General features: G+C 67.9%; 21 protein-coding genes and 1 tRNA gene. 16 read left to right on the top strand and 6 right to left on the bottom strand.

The features are described 5' to 3' along the window. Positions 1–3: 3 nt before the first annotated feature. Both hisD and ACZ50N_RS17910 read right to left on the bottom strand, forming a co-directional pair. On the bottom strand, positions 4–1,338 hold the full coding sequence (hisD, locus tag ACZ50N_RS17915) for a histidinol dehydrogenase (RefSeq protein WP_464473438.1): 1,335 nt from the start codon (positions 1,336–1,338) through the stop codon (positions 4–6). 161 nt (positions 1,339–1,499) lie between these two features. Beyond that, complete coding sequence (locus ACZ50N_RS17910; RefSeq protein WP_464470387.1) at positions 1,500–2,990, bottom strand: APC family permease; 1,491 nt, start codon at positions 2,988–2,990, stop codon at positions 1,500–1,502. Positions 2,991–3,098: 108 nt separating this feature from the next. Here ACZ50N_RS17910 and ACZ50N_RS17905 point away from each other — a divergent pair, with 108 nt between their 5' ends. Beyond that, on the top strand, positions 3,099–3,998 hold the full coding sequence (locus ACZ50N_RS17905) for a LysR family transcriptional regulator (protein WP_464473437.1): 900 nt from the start codon (positions 3,099–3,101) through the stop codon (positions 3,996–3,998). A 110-nt stretch (positions 3,999–4,108) separates the two neighbouring features. Then, the gene (locus ACZ50N_RS17900) at positions 4,109–4,597 is read left to right on the top strand and encodes a J domain-containing protein (RefSeq protein ID WP_464473436.1); all 489 of its coding nucleotides are present in this window, start codon (positions 4,109–4,111) and stop codon (positions 4,595–4,597) included. A 36-nt stretch (positions 4,598–4,633) separates the two neighbouring features. Here the strand turns inward: ACZ50N_RS17900 and ACZ50N_RS17895 are convergent. Next, positions 4,634–4,706, bottom strand: a tRNA-Arg gene (locus tag ACZ50N_RS17895). 101 nt (positions 4,707–4,807) lie between these two features. On the opposite strand from ACZ50N_RS17895, the gene argS reads away from it, so the two are divergent. The 6 genes from argS (at position 4,808) to rho (ending at position 13,531) form a co-directional block, all read left to right on the top strand. Next, positions 4,808–6,460: an arginine--tRNA ligase gene (gene argS / locus ACZ50N_RS17890; RefSeq protein ID WP_464473435.1), complete on the top strand. Its 1,653-nt coding sequence runs from the start codon at positions 4,808–4,810 to the stop codon at positions 6,458–6,460. After that, entirely contained in the window at positions 6,457–7,875 is a 1,419-nt protein-coding gene (gene lysA / locus ACZ50N_RS17885) for a diaminopimelate decarboxylase (protein WP_464473434.1), read from the top strand. The genes argS and lysA overlap by 4 nt, the downstream gene beginning before the upstream one ends. A gap of 4 nt (positions 7,876–7,879) precedes the next feature. After that, positions 7,880–9,196: a homoserine dehydrogenase gene (locus ACZ50N_RS17880; RefSeq protein WP_464470392.1), complete on the top strand. Its 1,317-nt coding sequence runs from the start codon at positions 7,880–7,882 to the stop codon at positions 9,194–9,196. Next, positions 9,193–10,272 (top strand): threonine synthase, encoded by a 1,080-nt coding sequence (gene thrC / locus ACZ50N_RS17875; protein WP_464473433.1) that lies wholly within the window; start codon positions 9,193–9,195, stop codon positions 10,270–10,272. The genes ACZ50N_RS17880 and thrC overlap by 4 nt, the downstream gene beginning before the upstream one ends. 12 nt (positions 10,273–10,284) lie before the next feature. Further along, the gene (thrB, locus tag ACZ50N_RS17870; RefSeq protein WP_464475667.1) at positions 10,285–11,229 is read left to right on the top strand and encodes a homoserine kinase; all 945 of its coding nucleotides are present in this window, start codon (positions 10,285–10,287) and stop codon (positions 11,227–11,229) included. Positions 11,230–11,539: 310 nt separating this feature from the next. Further along, positions 11,540–13,531, top strand: coding sequence for a transcription termination factor Rho (gene rho / locus ACZ50N_RS17865; RefSeq protein WP_464473432.1), 1,992 nt, complete (start codon positions 11,540–11,542; stop codon positions 13,529–13,531). Positions 13,532–13,535: 4 nt separating this feature from the next. On the opposite strand, the gene ACZ50N_RS17860 is transcribed toward rho, so the two are convergent. Beyond that, entirely contained in the window at positions 13,536–14,501 is a 966-nt protein-coding gene (locus ACZ50N_RS17860; RefSeq protein WP_046361377.1) for a quinone oxidoreductase family protein, read from the bottom strand. A gap of 78 nt (positions 14,502–14,579) precedes the next feature. Between ACZ50N_RS17860 and ACZ50N_RS17855 the strand changes: the two genes are divergently transcribed. After that, positions 14,580–15,086, top strand: a complete 507-nt coding sequence (locus tag ACZ50N_RS17855; RefSeq protein ID WP_046361421.1) for a MarR family winged helix-turn-helix transcriptional regulator — start codon at positions 14,580–14,582, stop codon at positions 15,084–15,086. Here ACZ50N_RS17855 and ACZ50N_RS17850 read toward each other — a convergent pair. Continuing rightward, positions 15,067–15,501, bottom strand: a complete 435-nt coding sequence (locus ACZ50N_RS17850; RefSeq protein WP_464473431.1) for a MarR family winged helix-turn-helix transcriptional regulator — start codon at positions 15,499–15,501, stop codon at positions 15,067–15,069. The genes ACZ50N_RS17855 and ACZ50N_RS17850 overlap by 20 nt on opposite strands. A 67-nt stretch (positions 15,502–15,568) precedes the next feature. On the opposite strand from ACZ50N_RS17850, the gene ACZ50N_RS17845 reads away from it, so the two are divergent. Further along, a complete protein-coding gene (locus tag ACZ50N_RS17845; RefSeq protein ID WP_464473430.1) occupies positions 15,569–16,153 on the top strand; it encodes a maleylpyruvate isomerase family mycothiol-dependent enzyme in 585 nt (194 codons plus the stop codon). Position 16,154: 1 nt separating this feature from the next. Here ACZ50N_RS17845 and ACZ50N_RS17840 read toward each other — a convergent pair whose 3' ends face one another. Next, a complete protein-coding gene (locus ACZ50N_RS17840; RefSeq protein ID WP_073682014.1) occupies positions 16,155–16,778 on the bottom strand; it encodes a TetR/AcrR family transcriptional regulator in 624 nt (207 codons plus the stop codon). 129 nt (positions 16,779–16,907) lie between these two features. Here ACZ50N_RS17840 and fadD1 point away from each other — a divergent pair, with 129 nt between their 5' ends. The 6 genes from fadD1 to ACZ50N_RS17810 all read left to right on the top strand — a co-directional run bounded on the left by fadD1 (position 16,908) and on the right by ACZ50N_RS17810 (position 22,802). Further along, a complete protein-coding gene (fadD1, locus tag ACZ50N_RS17835) occupies positions 16,908–18,497 on the top strand; it encodes a fatty-acid--CoA ligase FadD1 (protein ID WP_464470396.1) in 1,590 nt (529 codons plus the stop codon). A gap of 159 nt (positions 18,498–18,656) precedes the next feature. Then, a complete protein-coding gene (gene rpmE, locus ACZ50N_RS17830; protein WP_046361380.1) occupies positions 18,657–18,884 on the top strand; it encodes a 50S ribosomal protein L31 in 228 nt (75 codons plus the stop codon). Between the two features lie 106 nt (positions 18,885–18,990). Continuing rightward, positions 18,991–20,067 (top strand): peptide chain release factor 1, encoded by a 1,077-nt coding sequence (prfA, locus tag ACZ50N_RS17825; RefSeq protein WP_046361381.1) that lies wholly within the window; start codon positions 18,991–18,993, stop codon positions 20,065–20,067. Between the two features lie 23 nt (positions 20,068–20,090). After that, on the top strand, positions 20,091–20,918 hold the full coding sequence (gene prmC / locus ACZ50N_RS17820; protein ID WP_133414275.1) for a peptide chain release factor N(5)-glutamine methyltransferase: 828 nt from the start codon (positions 20,091–20,093) through the stop codon (positions 20,916–20,918). Between the two features lie 13 nt (positions 20,919–20,931). Next, complete coding sequence (locus tag ACZ50N_RS17815; protein ID WP_046361382.1) at positions 20,932–21,594, top strand: L-threonylcarbamoyladenylate synthase; 663 nt, start codon at positions 20,932–20,934, stop codon at positions 21,592–21,594. Between the two features lie 2 nt (positions 21,595–21,596). After that, on the top strand, positions 21,597–22,802 hold the full coding sequence (locus ACZ50N_RS17810) for a glycosyltransferase family 4 protein (protein WP_046361383.1): 1,206 nt from the start codon (positions 21,597–21,599) through the stop codon (positions 22,800–22,802). Positions 22,803–22,812: the final 10 nt, after the last annotated feature.

Genomic DNA, 22,812 nt, shown 5'->3' with positions numbered 1-22,812 from the left:
CTCCTACTCCGCACCCACGGTGTCGGCATAGAGAGCGAGACGTCGCGTCGCGGTGGCGCTGTGGGCTGCCATCCCTTCCGAATCGGAGATGACCTGGACGGCGTTGGCCAGGTCGGGCGTGGCCTCCCGGGTGACCCGTTGATACGTCAGCGGCTTGAGGTACCGCGACACCGAGAGTCCGGCGCTGTGCTTCGCGCCGCCGGCCGTCGGGAGCACATGGTTGGTGCCCGCCATGCCCTTGTCGGAGTATGCGACTGTGCTCCACGGCCCCAGAAAGATCGAGCCGTAGTTCTGCAGCCGGTCGTGATACCAACCGTCGTCGGCGGTGATGACCTCCAGGTGCTCCGGGGCGAGATCGTCCATCAGCAGCGCGGCGGTCTCACGATCGTCGGCGACCGTCACCACGCCGAAGTCTCGCCAAGCGGGGCCGGCGATCGGTTCGGTCGACAAGCCCTCGAGCTGGCGATCCACGGCCGCGATCACCGCGCGCCCGTGGCTCTCCGATGTCGTGACAAGGGCTGCTGGCGAATTCGTGCCGTGCTCGGCCTGCCCCAGCAGGTCGGCGGCGACGATCTCGGGGTCGGCCGTCCCGTCAGAGAGCACGGCAACCTCGGACGGCCCGGCCAGTAGGTCGATGGCCACCGTGCCGAAGAGCTGCCTCTTCGCCTCGGCGACGTAGGCGTTGCCTGCGCCGACGAGCATGTCGACGGGAAGTTCGTCGAGGAGACCGAAAGCCATGGCGGCCAGAGCCTGAACACCTCCGAGCACGAAGACGCGGTCGACTCCGGATACGTGCGCGGCATAGACGACCGCGTCGTTGGCACTGCGATCGGGTTGCGGTGGCGTGCAGGCGATGACCGTCGAGACGCCCGCCACCTTCGCGACGCCCACCGTCATGAATGCCGACGCGGTCAGAGGGAAGCGGCCCGCGGGCAGGTAGGCGCCCACGCGCGCGACGGGAACATAGCGGGTCCCCGTCACCAGTCCCGGGCACAGCTCGGTCTCGAATCCAACCAGGTGCGAGCGCTGTTCGCGCGCGAACGAGCGGGTGCGTTGCGAGCCGAGTTCGATCGCCTCCCTGAGATCGCGTGGCAGGCGGTCACCGCTGGTGGCGACGTCGCGCGACGACAGTTCGAAGTCGTGGCGGTCGTCGTGGTCGAGCGCCCGGCTGAAATCGCGGACAGCGTCGAGGCCCCGGGCCTCGATGTCCCGCAGCATGGCTGTCACGGTCTCGATCACGGCCGGATCGCGCTGCGCGGCGGGAGCGTCGAGGAGGGGTCGTTTCAGGTGCCGGTACTTGCCCTGGACGCGGTCGAGGAGAGAAGTCGTGTAACGCATGATCTCACGGTAGGCACGAGGCTTCCGTCGGACCAGGCAGTGATTTCCGAGGTGATGCAAAGGGTTTCGCTATGCCCAGAACCCGCCCGCAGGGGCGGGGAGATGCGTCAGGACCAAGACCCGATGTGGGCCTTGGTCTCGACGGCGGTTCGGCGCGACTGTCAGGGCAACGCTGCCGTCGAGTCTCGACGTTCGGCCTTTGCCAATGCATACTTCGGCCCGGCGTCGGATCGCGCGATGCGTGCTCTCAGGACGGCGAGCCACCAGATGCCGGCCACTCCCATCGTCACGACGAACACGATGGCGTTGGCCCGGAAGTCGGGCAGGAACAGCAGCGCCGACATGACCGATCCGAACACCACCAGTCCGAGGACGTACACCGGGAGTCGCATGCGGCCGAGGTCGAAGACCCCAGCGACACCTTGGGGAATCCGCTTGCGCGCATTGGCGACGACGAGTCCCGATGTCGTGAGCAGGTAGACCGCAAAGAACCCGAGAGCCGACATGCCGATGATGTAAGAGAAGGTCTTTTCATTCGCGAGGGCGGACAGCAGCAGTGCGAACGAGACGAGGCCGGTTGCCCACACAGCGTTGGTGGGCACCTTGTGCGTTGCAGAGACGCGCCGAAGCAGGTGCGACCCGGGAAGCATGTTGTCGCGCCCCAGTGCGTACACCAGGCGCGTGGCGACGAGCATGCTGGCCAGGACGCAGACGAGGATGTTGGTCAATGCCACTGCGATCACCAGCTTCGAGAACCACGGTGACACCTGCTGGGCGAACAGGTCGGTGATGGGAGATGCGCTGTCGGACAGCGTGTCCGGGTCTTTGATGACCAGGAGGAATACGATGTACATGAAGAACTCGATTGCCGAGGCCACCCCCAGGGCGAGGAACATCGTACGCGGGATGGTGCGGCGTGCGTTCTTCGTCTCCTCCGCGACGTCGGCGGCTGCCTCGACGCCCAGCAGTCCGAAGATGCACCCGAGGCTGGCAGTCAGCCACACGATCACATAGGGCGAACTGGATTCGCCCGCAGGACCGGTGCTGAAGAGGAACTCGATGCCCTGGTGTTCATTGGAGACGAAGAACGCGACGATGGCGATGAACGCGGTCGCGCCGATGGTCACGACCAGTTCGAGGGCGACGCCGATGTTGTTGAGCATGGTTGCGAGCCGCACGCCGTAGACGTTGATCAGGACACACAGCAGTACGACGACGATCGAGGTGAAGATCTGTGCGGGCGTGGTCATCTCGATGCCGAGCAGGCTGCCGATGTACCCGGACATGACGAATGCGACGCCGGTGAATCCGCTGATGAATCCGACGGCCCCCGCGAATCCCGTGAACCAGCCCAGGTTCGGGCTGACGAGTCGACTCGTCCACTGGTAGGCGTAGCCGGCGAGAGGCAGTTTGACCACCAGGTCGGCGGCGATCAGCGCCCAGACGAAGAAGATGGCGACCGCGAGGGGAAAGGTCCACACGAAGGCCGGTCCGGCGGTGTTCAACCCGAAGCCGAACCCGGAGAACACCGCGGTGGTGGCACTGATGACGGAGAAGCCGAGGAAGAACGACGAGACACCGCCCACCGAGCGACTGAGTTTCTGGGTGTAACCCAATTCGCCGAGTTGTCGGTCCTCCTCCGAGGTGTCCATGGTGATCTCCTGGGTTGCGGTGGCGCGGTCTGAGGCGAATTTCAGCGTATGAACGTCTGAGCAAGAGGACAACCTTGTGAAAACCGAGGACTGCTATCGTGTTTAGCTATGTCGCTGTCGCTCATTCAGCTACGCGTGTTCGTCACGGCGGCGCAGTGCGGTTCGTTCACCGCCGCCGCCAAAGAGCTGCACATGTCGCAGCCGACTGTTTCCGAGACCATCCGACGCATCGAACAGCAATATGGCACACCGCTTTTCGTTCGCGGCGCACGCCGACTCACGCTGACCGCTCCGGGCGAGGAGCTGTTGCCGCTTGCCGAGCAGACACTGGCATCCGCCGATGGCGCCGACAGGGCCTTGAAGGCGGTCACCGGTCTGCAGGGCGGCGTCGCGTCGATCGGCCTGTTGCGTAATGCGAAGTACTACGCCATGGCCGACCTGCTGACGTCGTTCCACGCCCGATACCCCAACGTGCGGCTCCGCGTCATCGGGGTGAACTCCGCGGATGTCGCGGATCTGGTGCGCGATGGTGGTCTCGAAGCTGGGCTCGTCGTGTTACCGGTCGACACCAGTGACCTGTCTGTCACGCCGTTGTTGAAGGACGAGGTGGTGTACGCGACGTCGTACGAGTGGCGCACCCGGCCGGTCTCCATCGAGGACATGGCGGAGGCGAAGCTCGTCCTCTACGACGCGCACGCGGGGTGGCGCGATCCCACCCGTCGTCAGTTGGCGGAGCGGGCACTGCTCCGAGGGCTCGTCATCGAGCCCCAGATCGAGGTCGAGCAGGTGGACACCGCGCTCGAGCTCGTCGCGTCCGGCGCCGGGGAGACCATCGTGTCGAGAGCTGTCGCGTCCTCGGGCATTGCGCCGCCCGGCATCAGGTACCTGCCGCTGGAGGAGCCGCTCTACGACACCGTCGCGCTCATCCAGAGGGAGTCGGCGATCCTCTCGCCTGCGACGAAAGAGCTCGCACGGTTGGCTCGCGAAACTCTCGCTTCCCGGAACTAGGGACATGGACGGACGGCGCCCGCCGCAACGGCACATGCAACGTCTTCAGACTCATTTCAGCCCCCGGCGGTAGCGTCGGCTTCCCGACCCAGCATGTGAAGGAGCAGACGATGAGCGACTTGGTCGGGCGTGGCGGGGATGTGCCCGCGAAGAAGGCGCCGGGCAAGAAGGCGGCGGCGAAGAAGGTGCCGGGCAAGAAGGCCGCAGGCAAGAAGGTGCCGGGCAAGAAGGCCGCAGGCAAGAAGGTGCCGGGTAAGAAGGCCGCGGCGAAGAAGGTGCCGGGCAAGAAGGCCGCGGGCAAGAAGGCTGCCGCGAAAAAAGCGCCTGGCAAGAAAGCCCCGGGCCAAAAGACGTCCGATGGGTTTGCGTCATCGCGCTTCGACGAAAACGATGCGCCGCCGCGGATGAAGGTGCCGGAACTGCCTGCTCCGCAGACTGATCCGCTGTCGGTTCTGGGGCTCGGTGAGGTCCACACCGAGGCTGACCTGAACCGTGCCTGGCGGCGCTACGCGGCCCGTCACCATCCCGACCGCGGCGGTGACGCGGTGACGTTCACGCGTGGGCGGTTGGCGTACGAGGAGCTGCTCGCTCGGCGGTGACGTCATCGGTCGCTGAGGGGCGGTTGACGTGATGAGTGCCCCCGGCAGGATTCGAACCTGCGGCCTTCTGCTCCGGAGGCAGACGCTCTATCCCCTGAGCTACGGGGGCGCATGATGACACTGCGCCGAATCGGGCGTGGCTAGCGTAGCGCATCCGCGCGAGGAAACGGATTCGGGGCAGAAGGGCCCCAGACCATAGGATGGTCCCTCGTGACCCCTGCCGATCTGGCCGAACTGCTCCGCAGCACCGCTGCCGCGGTGCTCGATACGCACGGCCTGGACTCCTCTGCACTGCCGGCCACCGTCACCGTGGAACGCCCCCGCAATCCCGAGCACGGCGACTACGCCACCAACCTGGCCCTTCAGCTGGGCAAGAAGGTCGGCGCCAACCCCCGCGAGCTGGCCGGCTGGCTGGCCACCGCGCTCATCGAGCAGCCCGGCATCGCCGCCGCCGACGTCGCCGGACCCGGGTTCGTCAACCTGCGCATCGAGGCCGCCGCCCAGAACGTGCTGGTCAAAGACGTCATCACCGCCGGCGCCGGCTTCGGTACCTCGACCCAGCTGGGCGGCCGCAGAGTCAATCTCGAGTTCGTCTCGGCCAACCCGACCGGCCCGATCCACATCGGCGGCACCCGCTGGGCAGCCGTCGGCGATGCCCTTGGTCGCCTGCTGACCACTCAGGGCGCCGAGGTGGTACGCGAGTACTACTTCAACGACCACGGCGCCCAGATCGACCGGTTCACCAACTCGCTGATCGCCGCCGCCAAGGGCGAGCCGACCCCCGAGGACGGCTACGCCGGCTCCTACATCGGCGACATCGCCGAGCAGGTCCGGACTAAAGAACCCGATGCGCTGAGCCTGCCCGACGAGCAGATGCGCGAGACGTTCCGCGCTATCGGCGTCAACCTGATGTTCGACCACATCAAGGCCTCGCTGCATGACTTCGGCACCGACTTCGACATCTACACCCACGAAGACTCGATGCACACCTCCGGCCGCGTCGACCAGGCCATCGCCAAGCTGCGCGAAACCGGCGCCATCTACGAGAAGGACGGCGCCACCTGGCTGCGCACCACCGACTACGGCGACGACAAGGACCGGGTCGTCATCAAGAGCGACGGCAACCCTGCTTACATCGCCGGTGACCTCGCTTACTTCCTCGACAAGCGCCAGCGCGGTTTCGACCTGTGCATCTACATGCTCGGCGCCGACCACCACGGCTACATCGCGCGGCTCAAAGCCGCCGCAGCGGCTCTGGGCGACGATCCCGACACCGTCGAGGTGCTCATCGGCCAGATGGTCAACCTCGTCCGCGACGGCCAGCCCCTGCGGATGAGCAAGCGTGCCGGCACCGTGATCACCCTCGACGATCTGGTCGAGGCGATCGGTGTGGACGCCGCCCGGTACGCGTTGATCCGCAGCTCTGTCGACACCCCGATCGACATCGACCTCGAGCTGTGGTCTTCGGCATCGGCCGAAAACCCGGTCTATTACGTGCAATACGCGCACGCGCGGCTGTCCGCGCTGGCCCGCAACGCCGCAGACCTCGGCATCGCGCCCGACACCGCGCACCTCGATCTGCTGACCCACGACAAAGAGGGAACGCTGATCCGCAACATCGGCGAGTTCCCGCGGGTGCTGGCCACCGCGGCGGCGCTGCGCGAACCGCACCGCGTCTCGCGCTACCTCGAGGACCTCGCCGGCGACTACCACCGCTTCTACGACTCCTGCCGGGTGCTGCCCCAGGGTGACGAGGAGCCCGGCGATCTGAATGCCGCGCGGCTGGCCCTGTGTGCGGCCACCCGTCAGGTGATCGCCAACGGTCTGACCATCCTCGGCGTCAGCGCGCCGGAGCGGATGTGATCGCCCACCCGGCCGGGCCCCGTCACGCTGAAGAGATTCATCACGCGGGCGCGCCGGCCCGGCCTCAGACCGCGGCCGATGTCGCCGCGTTGGCGCCGAAAGTGTGGCCCCGCAACGCCGTCCGGGACGACGCCGGTGTCCTGACGATCGGTGGGGTGTCGGTCGCGGACATCGCCGCCGAATACGGCACCCCTGTGTTCGTCGTCGACGAGGACGACTTCCGTTCTCGCTGCAGGGAAATCGCGGCAGCGTTCGGCGGCGGGAACCATGTCCGCTACGCGGCCAAAGCTTTTCTGTGCACCGAGATCGCACGCTGGGTCGACGAGGAGGGCCTGTCCCTCGACGTCGCCAGCGGCGGCGAGCTCGCAGTCGCGCTACACGCCGGCTTCCCCGCCAATCGCATTGCGCTGCACGGCAACAACAAATCCATCGCCGAGCTGACCGCGGCGGTGCAGGCGGGGATCGAGCACGTGGTGGTCGATTCGATGACCGAGATCGAACGCCTCGACGCGATCGCCGGTGACGCCGGCGTCGTGCAGGACGTATTGATCCGCGTCACCGTCGGCGTGGAAGCCCACACCCATGAGTTCATCTCCACCGCGCACGAGGATCAGAAGTTCGGGCTGTCGCTGGCCAGCGGCGCGGCGATGGCCGCGGTGCGACGGGTGTTCGAGGCCGACCACCTCCGCCTGGTCGGCCTGCACAGCCACATCGGCTCGCAGATCTTCGACGTCGCAGGCTTCGAGCTCGCCGCCCACCGGGTGATCGGCCTGCTGCGCAACGTGGTCGCCGAGTTCGGCGTCGACAAGACCGCGCAGATGTCGATCGTCGACCTGGGCGGCGGGCTGGGCATCTCCTACCTGCCGTCCGACGATCCGCCGCCGATGGAGGACCTCGCCGCGAAGATCGGCGCGATCGTCGAGAACGAATCGGCGGCCGTCGGGTTGCCCGCGCCCCGGCTCGTCGTCGAACCGGGACGGGCGATCGCCGGACCCGGGACCGTCACGATCTACGAGGTCGGCACCGTCAAGGACGTCGCCATCGCGGCTGACCGGCAGCGCCGCTACGTCAGCGTCGACGGCGGGATGAGCGACAACATCCGTACCTCGCTCTACGGCGCCGAATACGACGTGCGGCTGCTCTCGCGCACCACCGACGAGGCCCCGGTGCTCTCCCGGGTGGTCGGGAAACACTGCGAAAGCGGCGACATCGTGGTGCGCGACGCCTGGTTGCCCGGCGACGTGGCCCCGGGTGACCTGCTCGGGGTGGCGGCCACCGGCGCATACTGCTATTCGATGTCGAGCCGATACAACCTGATCGGCCGGCCGGCCGTGGTGGCCGTGCGCGACGGGCAGACCCGCCTGATCCTGCGCCGGGAAACGGTCGATGACTTGTTGAGTCTGGAAGTGAGGTGACGCGGTGAGTGACGCGATCGGAGTGGCCGTCCTGGGCCATGGAAACGTCGGTAGCGAGGTGGTGCGCATCATCGAGCGCAGCGCGGCCGACCTGACCGCGCGCATCGGCGCGCCGCTGGAGGTCCGGGGGATCGGGGTGCGCCGCGTCGCCGATGATCGCGGGGTCCCGGTGGACCTGCTCACCGACGACATCGACGGACTGGTCTCGCGCGACGATGTCGACATCGTCGTCGAACTCATGGGCCCGGTGGAACCGGCACGCAAGGCCATCCTGGCGGCGCTGGAACAGGGCAAGTCCGTCGTCACCGCCAACAAGGCGCTGATGGCCGTCGCCGCCGGCGAGCTCGCCCAGGCCGCCGAGAACGCCCACGTGGACCTGTATTTCGAGGCAGCGGTGGCCGGCGCGATCCCGGTGATCCGTCCGCTCACTCAGTCGCTCGCCGGTGACACGGTGCTGCGGGTAGCGGGCATCGTCAACGGCACCACGAACTACATCCTGTCCGCGATGGACAGCACGGGCGCCGATTACAACAGCGCCCTGGCCGATGCCAGCGCGCTCGGCTACGCCGAAGCCGACCCGACCGCCGACGTCGAGGGATACGATGCCGCCGCCAAGGCGGCCATCCTCGCCTCGATCGCCTTCCACACCCGGGTCACCGCCGACGACGTGTACCGCGAGGGCATCACCAAGGTCAGCGCCGCCGACTTCGCCTCGGCGCGTGCGCTCGGCTGCACGATCAAGCTGCTCGCGATCTGCGAGCGGCTCACCGATGGCGATGGACAGCAGCGGGTTTCGGCCCGGGTCTATCCCGCGCTCGTGCCGTTGACCCATCCGCTGGCGTCGGTCAACGGGGCTTTCAACGCGGTGGTCGTGGAAGCCGAGGCGGCCGGCCGTTTGATGTTCTACGGGCAGGGTGCCGGTGGCGCTCCCACTGCGTCGGCCGTGCTCGGCGACGTGGTGATGGCCGCCCGCAACCGCGTGCAGGGCGGGCGCGGGCCCCGAGAGTCCAAGTACGCGAAGCTGCCGGTGGCGCCGATCGGCGACATCGCGACCCGCTATTACGTCAACATGAACGTCACCGACCGCCCCGGCGTGCTGTCGGCCGTCGCCGCTGAGTTCTCCAAGCGCGAGGTCAGCATCGCCGAGGTGCGTCAGGAAGGCATGGTCGACGAGGGCGGGACGCGCTGTGGCGCCCGCATCGTCGTGGTCACCCACCGGGCGACCGACGCCGCACTATCGGAAACTGTTGCCGCACTGGCTGATCTGGAAGTCGTGTCCAGCATCAACAGCGTGCTGCGGATGGAAGGGACTGCAGAGTGAACACCACCCGCGCCGTACACCAGCCCTGGCCCGGTCTGATCGAGGCCTACCGCGACCGGCTGCCCATCGACGAGTCGTGGACGCCGATCACGTTGCGCGAGGGCGGCACTCCGCTGCTGCCCGCCCCGCGGCTGTCCGATTACACCGGCTGCACCGTGCATCTCAAGGTGGAAGGCCTCAACCCCACCGGCTCGTTCAAGGACCGCGGGATGACGATGGCCGTCACCGAAGCGGTCGCGCGCGGTCAGCAGGCCGTGCTGTGTGCGTCGACGGGCAACACGTCGGCATCGGCAGCCGCCTACGCCGCGCGGGCGGGCATCACCTGCGCGGTGCTCGTGCCGCAGGGCAAGATCGCGCTGGGCAAGCTCGCGCAGGCAGTCATGCACGGCGCCAAGATCATTCAGATCGACGGCAACTTCGACGACTGCCTCGAACTGGCGCGCAAGCTGACCGCCGACTTCCCGACGGTGTCGCTGGTCAACTCGGTCAACCCGTTCCGCATCGAGGGGCAGAAGACCGCCGCGTTCGAGATCGTCGACGCGCTCGGTGACGCACCCGATGTGCACGCACTCCCGGTGGGCAACGCCGGGAACATCACCGCGTACTGGAAGGGCTACACCGAATACCACCGCGATGGCCTGGCCTCGCGACTGCCTCGCATGCTCGGCACGCAGGCCGCCGGCGCCGCCCCGCTGGTGTCCGGCGAGCCCGTCAGCGACCCCGAGACCATCGCCACGGCGATTCGTATCGGTTCGCCGGCATCGTGGACCCAGGCGGTCGAGGCCCAGCAGCAGTCCGACGGCAAGTTCCTCGCGGCCACCGACGAAGAGATTCTCGCCGCGTACCACCTCGTGGCGCGTACCGAAGGTGTGTTCGTCGAACCGGCGTCGGCGGCCAGCATCGCCGGCCTGCTGAAGTCGATCGAAGACGGTTGGGTGGCCAGGGGTTCCACCGTGGTCTGCACCGTCACCGGCAACGGACTCAAAGATCCCGACACCGCGCTCAAGGGCATGCCCGCCGTGATTCCGGTTCCCGTCGATCCGGTCGCCGTCGTGGCCAAGCTCGGCCTGGTCTGAGTCGACGTGTCCGTGATCCGCACCCTGCCTCCAGGTCTGACCGCGACCGCGGTCGTGGCGGCCTCGAGCGCCAACCTGGGCCCCGGTTTCGACAGCATGGGCATCGCGCTCGGCATTTACGACGAAATTGTCGTCGAGACAACGGAATCCGGCCTTGTAGTTGAGGTGCGAGGTGAGGGTGAGGGGCAGGTTCCTCTTGATGCGACGCATCTGGTGGTGCGCGCGATCGAGCGGGGATTGCGGGAGACGAAGGTGTCGGCGCCGGGGCTGATCGTGCGCTGCCGCAACGTCATTCCGCACTCGCGTGGTCTCGGTTCTTCGGCGGCTGCGGTTGTCGGCGGGTTGGCGGCGGCCAATGGGCTTGCTGCGCAAGCGGGTTCGAGTCCGATGTGCACCGAGGCGCTGGTGCAGGTCTCCTCGGAGTTCGAAGGGCATCCCGACAACGCCTCGGCCGCAGTTCTGGGTGGTGCCGTGGTGTCGTGGACCGAGGATGCCGGGGGAGCGCCGAGCTACGCCGCGGCGCCGATCCGGCTGCATCCGGACATCGTGCTGTTCAGCGCGATCCCCGCGGTGCGTTCGTCGACCGCCGAAACCCGGATACTGCTGCCCGACCAGGTCAGCCACACCGACGCCCGCTTCAACGTGAGCCGGGCAGCGCTACTGGTGCTCGCGCTGACAGAGCGCCCCGACCTGCTGATGGCGGCGACCGAAGACGTGCTGCATCAACCGCAGCGTGCGCCGGCGCTGCCGGCATCTGCGGAATACCTCGACGTTCTGCGTCGTTGTGGGGTACCAGCAGTGCTGTCGGGCGCCGGGCCCGCAGTGCTCGCCTTCAGTCACGACGCCGAACTGCCCGCGGAGGCGGTGCAGCGAGGTCGAGATCTCGGGTTCAGTGTCGTGAACACGCCGGTCGGACATGGTGTGACGTGGTGCGCCGGCGTGGCAGCCAGGCCCTGATCGCCGGAAGCGCGGCAGTCACACACGCACCAGATGAATCACCGCGATTCTTGCTTCCAGCTCAGATGCGGGTTATTCTCGCTTTCGTCCAGCAATCGCAGGCGTCTCGTCCTGCGTCGACTGCGGAGACCTCAGGACAACCCATTCTTTCAGGTGCTCAACTCGTGGACCGACGGCTGTGTCGTCTCCCGGCGGACCCCGTGGATCACCGTTGCTCTAGCGGCGGTGTGACTTCAGCGTTCAGCGGATTGGACTGAGCGCACAGAACCCCTCGCGAGACCAAGATCGGCGAGGGAAAGAAAGGAAATCCGTGACCGATACGGACCTCATCACGGCTGACTCGAGCGCCGAGAACGGCGCGCTGCCCCTTGCCGTGACCACTGACGCTCCTGCCGCACCGGCTCGGCGCGGCGGCGCGCTCACCTCCATGGTGCTGCCCGAACTGCGCACGCTGGCCAAGGAGATCGGCGTCGAAGGCGCCTCCGGGATGCGCAAGGGCGAACTGATCGCCGCCATCCGCGAGCGTCGCGGCGACTCCAACGGCAAATCTGCCGCACCCGCCACCCAGGCACCCGCGGCTGAGGCGCCGGCCGACACCGCGCCCCCGCAGCGCCGCGAGCGCCGATCCGCCTCCCGCGGACAGGGCGAGCCCAAAGCTTCTGACCAGCCGGCCGGCGAGAACGCTCCGCGCGCCGAAGTGGCGACCGAGGCTCCCGAGCGCAAGGCGGACCGCAGCCAGGACGCCAAGGACACCGCGCCCGACGCAGCGGAGAAGTCCGACCGCGAGGGTCGCACCCAGAACGACGGTGCCCGTCAGAACGACGGCGGCAATCGACAAAACGAGGGCCGCAACCAGAGCGACGGCGGTCGTCAGAACGATGGTGGCAACCGGCAGAACGACCGGAACCAGCAGAACGATGGTGGCAACCGGCAGAACGACCGGAACCAGCAGAACGATGGTGGCAACCGGCAGAACGACCGCAACAACCAGGGCAACGATCGTAATCAGGCAGACAACGACGACGACGGTGACGGCCGGCAGGGCCGGCGCGGCCGCCGCTTCCGCGACCGCCGCCGCCGCGAACGCGGTGGTGAAGGTGGTGGCGGTGGTGCTGCTGAGCGCGACACCGAGCTCCGCGAAGACGATGTCGTCCAGCCGGTCGCGGGCATCCTCGACGTCCTCGACAACTACGCGTTCGTCCGCACCTCGGGTTACCTCGCGGGCCCCAACGACGTCTACGTGTCGATGAACATGGTCCGCAAGAACGGGCTGCGCCGCGGTGACGCGGTCACCGGTGCCGTGCGTGTGCCCAAGGAGGGCGACGGCGGCGGCGGGCAGAACTCTCGGCAGAAGTTCAACCCGCTCGTGCGCCTCGACTCCGTCAACGGCAAGCCGGTTGAGGAGGCCAGGAAGCGGCCGGAGTTCACCAAGCTCACGCCGCTCTACCCGAACCAGCGGCTGCGTCTGGAGACCAGCGGCGACAAGCTCACCACGCGCGTGATCGACCTGATCATGCCCATCGGCAAAGGCCAGCGCGCGCTCATCGTGTCCCCGCCCAAGGCCGGTAAGACCACGATCATGCAGGACATCGCGAACGCGATCACCCGCAACAATCCCGAGTGCCACCTGATGGTCGTGCTGGTCGACGAGCGACCCGAAGAGGTCACCGACATGCAGCGCTCGGTCAAGGGAGAGGTCATCGCCTCGACCTTCGATCGGCCGCCGTCAGACCACACCCAGGCTGCCGAGCTCGCCATCGAACGCGCGAAGCGCCTGGTCGAGCAGGGCAAGGACGTCGTCGTGCTGCTCGACTCGATCACCCGACTGGGCCGCGCCTACAACAACGCCTCACCCGCGTCGGGCCGCATCCTGTCCGGCGGTGTCGATTCGACCGCGCTGTATCCGCCAAAGCGATTCCTCGGCGCAGCGCGCAACATCGAAGAGGGCGGTTCGCTGACCATCATCGCCACGGCGATGGTCGAGACGGGCTCCACCGGTGACACGGTGATCTTCGAGGAGTTCAAGGGCACCGGTAACGCCGAGCTCAAGCTCGATCGCAAGATCGCCGAGCGCCGGGTCTTCCCCGCGGTGGACGTCAACCCGTCCGGCACCCGCAAGGACGAGCTGTTGCTCTCGCCCGACGAGTTCGCGATCGTGCACAAGCTACGCCGTGTGCTCTCCGGGTTGGACCCGCATCAGGCCATCGATCTGCTGATGAGCCAGCTGCGCAAGACCAAGAACAACTACGAGTTCCTGCTCCAGGTCTCGAAGAACACTCCTGGCGGAAACAACGACGACTGATCCGTCACGGGATCAGCACCACACGTTCTCCGGCGGACGCGGGGGACGCCCAGACTGCCTCCACGTCGACCAGCGGCCGGCGCGTGACGTCGATGTCGAGGGTGCCGGCCGCGGCCATGGCGAACAGTTCGGGAAGGAACTCGCTGTACGCCCGGGTCTGTGCCTCGGTGGGTACGCTGCCGAATCCGACACCGGTCAGCGTCACGCCCGCGCTGCGCAGCACTGCCGACGGCAGGCTGATCGGATCGCCGGCCATGGCGCCGATCTGCACATAGCGCGTCTGGTGGTACTCCGCGGTCAGCGCTGCGTTGCCCAATGCGGCCAGAGTGCTCTCGGCCACCGGGCCCCACAGGTAGTCGAGCACCGCGTCGAAGGGATGTTCGGCGTGGCGCGCCGCCACCTGCGCGGTCAGATCGTCGCCGAGAACCACCATGTCGTCCGCGCCTGCGCGAAGCAGCTCGGCCAGTCGCTCCTCGTTGCGGCCGGCGACCACGATCCGGCCCGCGCCGAAGCGGTGTTTGGCCAACTGTGTCGCCACGCGGCCGGTGACCCCCGTCGCGCCGAGGATGAGCACACACTGCCCGGGTTGCACCTGCGCGGCGTATTCGAGCGCGAACCACGCCGACAGACCCGGGTTGGGGATCGCGGCCGCGAGTGCGGGGTCGAGTCCGCTGGGCAGCTCGACCATCCGGGAGGGGTCGACGGCGGCGCGCTCGGCCATCATCCCGTCTGGTCCGGTCGACTGGCTGTAGACCCGGCGGCCGTCCGGTAGCGCCACCACGCCGTCGACACCCGGAACGAAGGGCGGTTGCAGGGCGGCGCTGCCGTAATGGTGGCCGCTGACCAGGCCGCGGTCCAGGTTCTTGACCGACGCGGCGAGCACCTGTCCCGTCATGGCGTCGGCGGCAGGATCGTCGATGTCGGTGTAGTTCGGTGCCTCCCCGAATGCGGTGACGACGGCAGCTTTCACGATGGCTCCTTGGTTTCCAAAAATACTGTTTCTGGAGAAACCATATCTCCGGATCGGCGGGATGTCACTATGGTTTCCGTGGCAACCAAAGCGGACGTCGTCTCCCGGATCGAGAGCCTGCTCGTCGCACTGGCCGAGGCGGATGACGGACGGGACGCCGAACGGGACTACCTCGTCGCATCGTGCCCGGACCGTCTCGAGTCGACCATCCGGCAGATGCCCACCGTGGCGATCCACGTCCTGGCCGCGATCGGTGAGGGGGAGACGAACGTCGTCGGATTGGCCTCGCGGACGGGGCAACTCAAGGGCACCGTCTCCAAGCACGTGCAACGACTGGTCGAGGCCGGCTTGGTGCACCGCGGTCCGGTGCCGGGCAATCGCAAAGAGGTGCGCCTGACGCTGACCGACGACGGTGCGATCCTCGAGCGCGTCCACCGGCGGATGCACGCCGAGAAGTCGGCTGGGCTGCGAGAGTTCCTGACTCGCTACTCCGACTCCGACCTGCAGACGCTGGCTACTGTGCTCGACGACCTCGTCACCTCAGGCCTGTCGGTGTGGCGGCCGGTCAGCGGTAGGGGTCGGTGATCTCGCGCAGCGAGAGCAGTGCCGTGCGCAGCGCATCGAAGGATCGCGCTCCGAGGTGTTCGCGCCACTGGCCCTCGATACGTCCCACCTCGTCGGCGACGACTCGGCAGAGGGTGGCGCCCTTCTCGCTGAGCGTCACCAGGCGCGCCCGCGCGTCGGACGGGTCGGGTCGACGGACGACGTAGCCGGAGCGCTCGAGTTGGTCGATCAGCGCGCCCGCGGTCTGTTTGGTGACTCGGGCCTGATCGGCGAGTTCGGTGAGGCGGGTGCCCGCCGGGCTCAGCCGCTGCAGGAGTCGCGACTGCGCCAGGGTCACATCGGTCACCCCTGCGGCGGCCAGCGCTGCCATCACGCGGGTTTCGACATCTCGGTGCGCGATGAACATCAGCACGCCCGTACCCGGATCGTCGGTCACACCCGTTGACTTTAGTATGGGAACCTGACTAATATCGTCAGGGTAACTGACTAAATGGGGAGGTCACGTGGAAGACGCAGCCGTCTGGCGACACATCGCCACCCAGCGTCGTGAGCTCGCCGACGTCATCGAAGAGCTCGGCGCCGATCAGCCGGACTGCTGGTCGACGCCGTCGTTGTGTGTGGGGTGGTCGGTCCGCGACGTCGCTGCTCATCTCACTCACGGCACCCTTCCCGCGCCGCGCATGCTCTTCGAGGCCGCGCGCAGCGGTTTCCGGTTCAACGCCGTGGTCGACCGTATGGCCCGCACCGACCGGCGTCAGCCATCGCAGATCGCCGCGGCGCTGCGGGCAGCTGCCGATTCGCGACGCCACCCGCCGGGGACGTCGGCCATGGAGCCGCTGATCGACCTGCTCGTCCACGGTCAGGACCTGTGCGTCCCTCTGGGTATCGATCGAGCGATGCCGCGCGATGCCGCCGTCGCAGCCGCCCAGCGGGTCTGGCAGATGGGCTTTCCGTTCCAGGCCCGCCGGCGTCTGGCCGGGCAGCGCCTGATTGCCGTCGATGTCGAGTTCGACGTGGGGGAGGGCCGCGAGGTCCGGGCACCCATCCGCGATCTGCTGATGCTCATGACGGGCAGATCGGCCGCGTAGGTCAGGGTGCCGGCTCGGCACGCAACCCGGCGACGATGTAACGCCGGGCGTGGCGCAGCACCGACGCGTGGTCGTCGAGGTCGCACTGCTCGCCCGGCACCGTCGCCAGGCTCACGACGATCCGGGCGATCCACTCGGCGGCCTCGGCGCAGTCGGTGGCGGGATGGATCTCACCGCTGTCGACCGCGGCCTGCAGATACGGCTTCCAGAACGCAGCGATCTCGGGGATGAGACCGCGTACACCCAGGCCTGCGCATGCGGTGAAGGCCTCTGGCTCCTGCTGGCGCAGTTTGAGGACCAGGGCGCCCGGCGCCTCCGATTCGCGCCTCGCCAGCGCGACACCGACGGCGATGCGTTCGTCGAGTCCGTCGACCGCGTCGAGCCGGGCCTGCGACTCGGTCCAGAACGCCTCGTTGAGCCGGACGATCGCCGCGCCGAGAAGCTCGGCTTTGTCGGGGAAGTGCCGATACAGCCAGCCGCGACTCACTCCGGCCACCTCGGCGACTTCCGAAACCGTGGTCGCACGAATGCCTTTGGCCGTCAGGCACTGCTCAGCAGCGTCGATCAGTCGATCCCGAACCGACCGCCCGCGCGTGGCGCCGCCGGCCGTCTGCGTATCGGTCACAGAATCTGCCCCGGTGTCCACGCTCACCGCCCTATCTTCGCAAATGGTCGGCGGTGTAGTTGGTACGCTGCGCCGGCCGGTCGAGTAGACACCAGGCGAAAAGTGTTCACCACCGCGAAGGGCGGGCCGATGGCCGAGACCGTGCAGCAGCTGCTCCGGGAACGTCGCGAGGACGACGGACTCGCGATGACCCGTGACGGGCAGCGCTGGACATGGCGCGAACACCTCGCCGAAGCGGAGGCGCAGGCGGCGACACTCATCGGCCTGGCCGACCCTGGCCGGCCCCTGCACGTCGGAGTGCTGCTCGGCAACACCCCCGACATGCTGACGGCGCTCGCCGCCGCGGGGCTGGGCGGCTACGTGCTGTGCGGGATCAACGACACACGTCGGGGTGCGGCGCTGGAACGGGACATCCGGCGCGCTGACGTGCAGATCCTGGTGTCCGACGAGGCGCACGCCGAGTTGCTCGAGGGCATCGATCTGACCGGCGTACGGCTGCTTCTGACCGGGAGTCCGGAATGGAAAGAGCTGACTACGCAGGCGTCATCGTCGGAACCGTTCGTCCCGTACCGCGAGGTCAGCGCCACCGACACCTTCATGCTGATCTTCACCTCCGGCACCAGCGGCGACCCCAAGGCCGTGAAGATGATGCACGCAATGGTCGTGCTGGCGGGTGCCGCGCTGGCCGGTCGCTTCGACATCACCCCGGCCGACGTGTGCTACCTGTCGATGCCGCTGTTCCACAGCAACGGAGTGCTCGCCGGCTGGTCGGTGGCCGTGAACTCCGGCGCGGTCATGACGCCCGCACCATTCAGCGCGTCGCGCTTCCTCGACGACGTCCGCCGTCACGGCGTCACGTACATGAACTACGTCGGCAAGCCGCTGGCCTATCTGCTGGCACGGCCCGAACAGTCCGACGACCGGGACAACCCGCTGCGCATCGCGTTCGGCAACGAGGCGAGCGACCGGGACATCGCCGAGTTCGCCCGGCGCTTCGGCTGCCAGGTCTGGGACGGGTTCGGTTCCACCGAGAACGCGGTCACCGTCACGCGCGAAGACGGCTGCCCACCCGGATCCATCGGCAAAGGTTTCCCCGGCGTCGCCATCTACGACCCCGAGACGCTGACCGAATGCGCCGTCGCCGAGTTCGACGAGCACGGTGCGCTGCGCAACGGCGACGCCGCCATCGGTGAGCTGGTCAACACCGAAGGGCCGGGCATGTTCGCCGGGTACTACAACGATCAGGACGCCACCGACGAGCGGATGCGGCACGGCATGTTCTGGTCCGGTGACCTCGCCTACCGCGACGCCGACGGCTGGATCTACCTGGCCGGGCGCACCGCCGACTGGATGCGGGTGGACGGCGAGAACATGACCGCGGCGCCGATCGAACGGATCCTCGGCCGCCTAGCCGACATCAGCCAGGTCGCGGTGTATCCGGTGCCCGACGATCTCGTGGGCGACCAGGTGATGGCTGCGGTCGTGCTGGCCGACGGTGCTCAGCTGACCCCCGACGAGTTCGGTGCGTTCCTCGCCGCGCAACCGGATCTGTCGCCGAAAGCCTGGCCGCGTCACGTATGGGTGGCCGGCGAACTGCCGGCAACTGCGACCAACAAGGTGCTCAAGCGCGAGCTGGTGGCGATGGGCGTCGAGCCCGCGGGACGGCGGATCTGGCGCAGGGACGGCCGCACCTACGGTGAGGTCAGCTCAGCGGAATAGTGACCACCGGGCGCACGTTTAGGCTGTTGGCGGTTGGCCTGGCATAATCCAGGGCAGCCTTCCGGCCTCCGGCCGGGTGCCTACACCTCGGTTCCGGTTCACGCCGAAACCTCCCGACACGGGAGGGGCGACCCGGGGCCAACGAATGAAGAGGAAACCATGAAATCAGGCGTCCACCCGGACTACGTCGAGACCAACGTGCTGTGTGGCTGCGGTGCCACCTTCACCACCCGCAGCACGAAGAAGAGCGGCAACATCACCGTCGAGGTCTGCTCGCAGTGCCACCCGTTCTACACCGGTAAGCAGAAGATCCTCGACAGCGGCGGCCGCGTCGCCCGCTTCGAGAAGCGCTACGGCAAGCGCACGAAAGCTTCCGACGACAAATAGCTGACCGAACGGCGCCCGCTCTGCTGCACACTGCGCAGGCCGGGCGCCGTTTCGTGACTGGGGCACAACGACAGCAGGGACGACGACGCATGCCAGAGGAGGCGAGATGAGCGATACCGCGACGGCGATCGACGCCATCCTGGCTGAGCATGCCGAGCTCGAGCAGCGTCTCTCCGAGCCCGAGTTGCACGCCGATCCGGCGACGGCCCGCAAGGTGGGCCGCCGGTTCGCCCAGATCGCGCCGATCGTCGCCACCTCCCGCAAACTCGATGCGGCGCGCGGCGACCTCGACACCGCCCGTGAGCTCGCCGCCGACGACTCGTCGTTCGCCGGCGAGGTCGCCGAGCTGACGGAGACGGTCGAACGGCTCGAAACCGCCCTGACCGATCTGCTGGCCCCCCGCGATCCCCATGACGCCGACGACATCGTTCTCGAGGTCAAGTCCGGTGAGGGCGGCGAGGAGTCCGCGCTGTTCGCCGCGGACCTCGCCCGGATGTACATCCGATACGCCGAACGGCACGGCTGGACCGTCACGATGCTCGACGAGACGGCCTCCGACCTCGGCGGATACAAAGACGCGACGCTGTCGATACGCAGTAAGGGCGATTCCGCCGACGGTGTCTGGTCGCGATTGAAGTTCGAAGGCGGGGTGCACCGCGTGCAACGCGTCCCCGTCACCGAATCTCAGGGTCGCGTGCACACCTCGGCGGCCGGCGTGCTCGTGTACCCGGAGCCCGAAGAGGTGGAGCAGGTCCAGATCGACGAATCCGATCTGCGTATCGACGTGTACCGCTCCTCGGGGAAGGGTGGCCAGGGCGTCAACACCACGGACTCCGCCGTGCGGATCACCCACCTGCCCACCGGCATCGTCGTCACCTGTCAGAACGAACGCTCGCAGCTGCAGAACAAGGCGCGGGCGATGCAGGTGCTCGCCGCCCGGCTGCAGTCACTCGCCGAGGAGCAGGCGTCCGCGGACGCCTCGGCCGACCGCGCCAGCCAGATTCGGACCGTGGACCGCAGTGAGCGCATCCGCACCTACAACTTCCCCGAGAACCGGATCGCCGATCACCGGATCAACTTCAAGGCCCACAACCTCGACCAGGTACTCGACGGCGACCTCGACCCGCTGTTCGACGCGCTGGCCGCGGCCGACCGGCAGGCACGGCTGCAGAGCGCGTCGTGACCGTGGCGGGCGGCCCCGTGACGATGCGTCGATTGATCGACGACGCCGCGGAGCAGTTGGCCGCGGCCGGCGTCGGATCGCCGAGGGTCGACGCTGAACTGCTCGCCGCTCACGTCGCAGGCACCGATCGGGGGCTGGTCGGTTTCACGGTTCCCGACACCGACTTCGCACAGCGCTTCGGCGCTCTGGTCGCGCGGCGAGCGCAACGCGTCCCGCTGCAACACCTCACGGGCACCGCAGCTTTCGGGCCGGTGACGGTCCACGTCGGGCCGGGGGTTTTCGTTCCGCGTCCCGAGACCGAGGCGCTGCTGGAGTGGGCGCTGGCTCAACCGCTGCCCGCAGAACCGGTGATCGTCGACCTGTGTACCGGTTCGGGCGCGCTGGCGCTCGCGCTCGCGACAGCCCGGCCCCGCGCCCGCGTCGTCGCCGTCGACGATTCGCCCGATGCTCTGCGCTATGCCCGCCGCAACGCCGAGGGCACCTCGGTGGAGGTGGTGTCCGCCGATGTCACGTCGGCCGATCTGCTCACCGAACTGGACGGCGCCGTCGATCTGCTGGTGACGAACCCGCCCTACATCCCCACCGGTGCACAGCTGGAACCCGAAGTGGCGCAGTATGATCCGTCGCATGCGCTGTTCGGAGGCCCGGACGGGATGGCGGTGATCGACCGCATTGTCGTCGCCGCGGCCCGACTGCTGCGACCGGGCGGCTTCTGCGCTGTGGAACACGACGACACCACCTCGGTGCGCACGGTCGATGCGTTCACCCGCGTCGCACGGTTCACCGACGTGACGGCTCGACACGACCTCACCGGGCGGCCACGCTTCGTGACGGCCGTGCGCGACGAGTGAGAGGCTGGCCAACGTGAGCGAGATGTTCGACTGCGACGACCCCGGTCAGCGTGAGATCGGGATCGCGTCAGCCATCAGCGCCCTCAAGGGCGGCCGCCTGGTGGTGATGCCCACCGACACCGTGTACGGCATCGGTGCCGATGCCTTCGACAGTGCCGCGGTCGCAGCGCTGCTCGCCGCCAAGGGGCGGGGGCGTGACATGCCGGTCCCGGTGCTGGTCGGCTCGTGGCACACCATCGACGGCCTCGTCTATTCGGTGCCGCAGAGCGCCAAGGAACTGATCCGGGCGTTCTGGCCCGGCGCGCTGAGCCTCGTGGTCCGTCAGGCCCCGTCACTGCAGTGGGATCTCGGCGATGCGAACGGCACCGTGATGCTGCGCATGCCACTGCACCCCGTCGCGATCGAGTTGTTGCGCGAGGTCGGACCGCTCGCGGTGTCGAGCGCCAACATCTCGGGGCGTCCCGCGTCCGTCAGCGCCCAGCAGGCCCGCGAGCAACTCGGTGACCTCGTCGAGGTCTACCTCGACGGCGGTCCGGCCGAACAGCAGGCGGCGTCGACCATCGTCGATCTCACCGGCGCGCATCCCCGCGTCCTGCGGCAGGGTCCGGTCTCTGTCGACGCCGTCGCCGGTGTGCTCGGCGTCGAGGCCGCATCGCTGACGGCGATCACGGACTGATCATGTCCACCACGCTGCTGGCACTCACCGACCGTGGGGCGGGGGTGCCTCTGCGTGAGCTGGCCCTGGTGGGTCTGACCGCGGCGATCATCACCTATCTGGCCACCGGCTGGGTGCGGGTGCTCGCCACTCGCTGGGGTGCGGTCGCCTATCCGCGCGAACGCGACGTGCACATGCAGCCGACGCCGCGGATGGGCGGGCTGGCCATGTACGCGGGCGTCGTCTTCGCCGTCCTGCTCGCCTCGCAGCTGCCTGCGCTGACGCGCGGCTTCGTGTACTCATCGGGTCTACCGGCCGTCGTCGTGGCGGGCGGGCTGATCATGGTGGTCGGATTGATCGACGACCGATGGGGGCTCGACGCGCTCACCAAGTTCGCCGGCCAGATCACCGCGGCCAGCGTGATGGTCACGATGGGTGTGGCGTGGAGCGTGCTCTACATCCCGATCGGTGGGGTCGGCACCATCGTGCTCGACCAGGTCGCGTCCATCCTGCTCACGCTCGCGCTGACCGTCGCCATCGTCAACGCGATGAACTTCGTCGACGGCCTCGACGGTCTGGCGGCCGGTCTGGGGCTGATCACCGCGTCTGCCATCTGCATCTTCTCGGTCGGGCTGCTGCACGACCACGGCGGCGACGTGCTGTTCTACCCGCCCGCAGTGATCTCGGTGGTGTTGGCCGGTGCATGCCTGGGCTTCCTGCCGCACAACTTCCACAAGGCGCGGATTTTCATGGGGGATTCCGGGTCGATGCTGATCGGGCTCATGCTCGCGGCGGCTTCCACGACCGCGGCGGGGCCGATCTCGCAGACGGCGTACGGTGCGCGCGACGTGTTCGCCCTGCTGTCACCGTTCCTGCTCGTGGTCGCGGTCATGTTCGTGCCTGCGCTGGACATGCTGCTCGCGATCATCCGCCGGACCCGGGCCGGCCTGAGCCCGTTCAGCCCGGACAAGATGCACCTACACCACCGCCTGCTCGAGATCGGCCATTCCCACCGGCGGGTGGTGCTGCTCATCTACTTGTGGGTGGGCATCGTCGCCCTCGGAGCGGCGAGCACGATCTTCTTCGATCCGCGCCACACCGCCGCGGTGATGGCGGGTGCCATCGTCGTGGCCGGGGTGGTGACGCTGATTCCGTTGCTCAGACGGCGCGACACCGACGGTGAGGACGCCGTCGACGGACCCGCGAACCGGATATACGACAAAAAGTAGTAGGGCCCCT

The organism is Mycolicibacterium obuense (assembly GCF_055397605.1).
The sequence above is the reverse complement of the archived record's forward strand: the minus strand, read 5'-3'. Positions and strand labels throughout refer to the sequence as shown.